We start from the raw sequence: 3,315 nt of genomic DNA on the forward strand, positions 1-3,315 counted from the left end.
TAAAATTGAAAAATCAATGGATGGTTCCGGCAAAGTGGGCGGTTCCGGTTGGGCAGGTGTTTTACAATCTTCTTTTGCGAATTCAAGTTTAGAAATGGCAGCCAAAAATGACGGTATCAAAGTCGATAAAGAAAAAATTAAAAAAGCAAGAGATTATCAAAAAAGCAACTACAATCCGGCAAATGCTTCTGCCAAAACCGACGATGGTGCAGGTATAATGTTGTACGCCGTCAGTAGTTCCGTTCGTGGAAGTGCCGAAGAAGCTAAGGATGCCGATAGAATTTTCAAAAAAGCAAAAGAAGAAGGTCGCATTGAAAAAGATGCCGTATTAAACGAAACAAATTTAAAACGAATTGGCGTTTCCGACGAAAAAGCAAAATCATATGACGTTGCCGATAAAGTGTATAAATCAGCCAAAGTAACAGCGATGAATGAAGATGTTTTAGCCGGATTTGGAAACAATGGAGGTGAAGAATTCTTAAGCTTTTTACAAACAGGTGAATCCATGATTGTCAACCAAGACGACGAATGGAAAAAATGGTACGACAATATTGGCGGACGAATGATGCAGATACAAAACTCAGACGGTAGTTGGAGCGGTCATCATTGTATTACCAGTCCTTCCTTTTGCACCGCCACTTGTTTGATGATTCTTTCGGTAGAAAACGACATCACAAAACTTCAAAAATAATTTTAAAAAATAGTATTATGAAAAATATAATTGCAACCCTCGCTTTGTTAACTTCAACGCTATTGTTTAGCTGCGAGAAGAAAAACAACCTTGTTGAAACACCTGTTCGTTTAGCAGCAACCAACCAACCTTTAATTGCCGCAGAAGAATCGGACGGAAAAATTCAAGTCGCTATTTTATTGGATACTTCCAACAGTATGGACGGACTAATCGAACAGGCAAAATCTCGATTATGGAACATTATCAATACGTTGACTACCCTAAAATTTGAAGGTAAAACGCCGGATATTGAAATTGCTTTATATGAATATGGAAATGACGGGTTGAACAAAAACACAGATTATATCAGACAAGTTGCCCCTTTAACGACCGATTTAGACTTAATTTCTGAAAAATTGTTTTCATTACGAACAAATGGTGGAAGTGAATATTGTGGAGCGGTAATTCAAGATGCTTCTCAAAAACTAACTTGGAATGACGGATTGCAAAACATGAAACTCCTTTACATTGCCGGAAATGAACCCTTTAATCAAGGAAGCATCAATTACAAAGAAGCGATTGCTGATGCGTTGAAAAAAGGAATTTATGTCAGCACTATTCATTGCGGTAGCTATGAAGAAGGCATTCGTGGATTATGGAAAGACGGGGCCGATGTGGGACAAGGCAAATATTTCAACATCGATTCCAATGCAAAAGTTCGTTACATCGTCACTCCTTATGATGATCAAATTTCAAAATGCAATTTGCGATTGAATACTACTTACATTGGGTATGGTTCGAAAGGTGTGGAGAAAAAAATGGCTCAAGAAGTGCAAGATGCCAATGCCCAGTCAATTTCCGTTGCTAATTATGCTGAACGAGCAGTAAGTAAATCAAAAACCGTGTATAAAAATGAAAGCTGGGATTTGGTTGATAAAGCCAAAACGGATGCCAAAGCATTGGACAACCTTAAAAAAGAAGAACTTCCGGCGGAATTAAAAAACAAATCAAAAGAAGAAATTAAAGTTATTGTGACTCAAAAAACAAAAGAACGCGAAACCATTCAAAAAGAAATGGAAGAACTTTCTAAAAAACGCCAAGCATTTATTGATGAAGAATCGAAAAAGACCAAAACAAAAGACGATTTAGGTCAAGCCATCACCACTTCTATTCACAGTGTTGCTAAAACAAAAGGCTATGTAGTAGTAAATTAATTTTGGTTGGATTGTAGTTGAACCGCCTTGAAGAAATTTGGAGCGGTTTTTTTTTGTAACCTGTTAATAATGAAAACTATTTAAAAAAAATTACTAAATTTACCTCCATCCAAAACAAAAATACTATGAAAAAACTATTGCAATTTTGTGTTTTACTATTCACCATGTCATCCTTTTCGCAAACCATCGGGTTGCAAACCTTTGCTACTGGTTTTTCGAGTCCGGTGGCCATTGTCAATGCCGGTGACTCTCGCTTATTTGTGGTACAGCGAGGTGGTTTAATTCGTGTCCTTAATCCGAACGGCACCATCAACACAACCCCATTCCTATCGCTTTCTTCCATCATTACAGCAGGTGGAGAAAGAGGTTTACTTGGCTTGGCTTTTCACCCTGATTATGCCACAAACGGACGTTTTTATGTGAATTATACCCGTTCTGGTGACGGAGCCACAGTAATTGCAAAATATACCGTGAGTACTACCGATTCAAACGTTGCCAACCCTGCCAGTGCGGAAATTCTATTGACTATTGCTCAACCGTTTTCCAATCACAATGGCGGTTCGCTCAATTTTGGGCCGGATGGTTATTTATACATCGGAATGGGTGACGGCGGAAGTGGTGGCGATCCGAATAATTACGGTCAAAACCTCAATTCTCTCTTAGGTAAAATGCTTCGAATTGATGTGGGTGGCGAAACCGGCTATGCCATTCCCTCAGACAACCCATATGTGGGCATTACCGGCGAAGATGAAATATGGGCAGTGGGTGTGCGAAACCCTTGGAAATTCTCTTTCGACAGAATAACAGGTGATTTATGGATAGCCGATGTAGGTCAAAATGCCATTGAAGAAATCAATAAAGCAGCTTCAACAGAGGCGGGTTTAAATTATGGATGGCGTTGTTATGAAGGAAATGCTGTATATAACAATACCGGCTGTGGATCGTCATCTAATTATACATTTCCCGTTGCTCAATATACACATGCTGCTACCGGAGGTTGCTCGTTAACAGGCGGTTATGTGTACACCGGAACAACGTTTCCGAATTTACAAAACAAATACCTATTTTCAGATTATTGCAACAACCGCATTGGTTATATTGCCTCCAATGGCGGTACGATTACATGGACACCAAATTCATTTTCAGGGAATATTGTATCGTTCGGAGAAGATGTAAATGGTGAGTTGTATGTGGCCGGAATTTCCAATGGTATTATTTCTAAAGTTATTGATACCAGTTTGAATACGAATGATTTTCTGCGTAATGGGTTGAGTTTATCACCTAACCCAGCAAGTAATATGTTTACGATAAGAAATACTAATTTATTAAATTTAAATGAATTGTCTATTTATGATTCCATGGGAAAGAGAGTGGCTAATCAAACAATGGATGGTTTAGAATTAACTAATGTATCCATTGATAACCTTACTC

Annotated in this window: 3 protein-coding genes; all 3 read left to right on the forward strand. The window is 38.4% G+C overall.

All coding sequences use genetic code 11. The annotated features are described in order from the left end of the window. The coding region (locus ACIQ2Z_RS12770; RefSeq protein WP_396184549.1) for a hypothetical protein at positions 1-691 on the forward strand (691 nt) is incomplete at its 5' end. A 17-nt stretch (positions 692-708) separates the two neighbouring features. Next, the gene (locus ACIQ2Z_RS12775) at positions 709-1,884 is read left to right on the forward strand and encodes a VWA domain-containing protein (RefSeq protein ID WP_396184550.1); all 1,176 of its coding nucleotides are present in this window, start codon (positions 709-711) and stop codon (positions 1,882-1,884) included. Positions 1,885-2,009: 125 nt separating this feature from the next. Then, on the forward strand, positions 2,010-3,315 hold a 1,306-nt coding region (locus ACIQ2Z_RS12780; RefSeq protein WP_396184551.1), incomplete at its 3' end, for a PQQ-dependent sugar dehydrogenase.

Origin of the sequence: Flavobacterium sp. (genome assembly GCF_044361015.1) — a bacterium.
In the GTDB taxonomy this organism is placed as follows: domain Bacteria; phylum Bacteroidota; class Bacteroidia; order Flavobacteriales; family Flavobacteriaceae; genus Flavobacterium.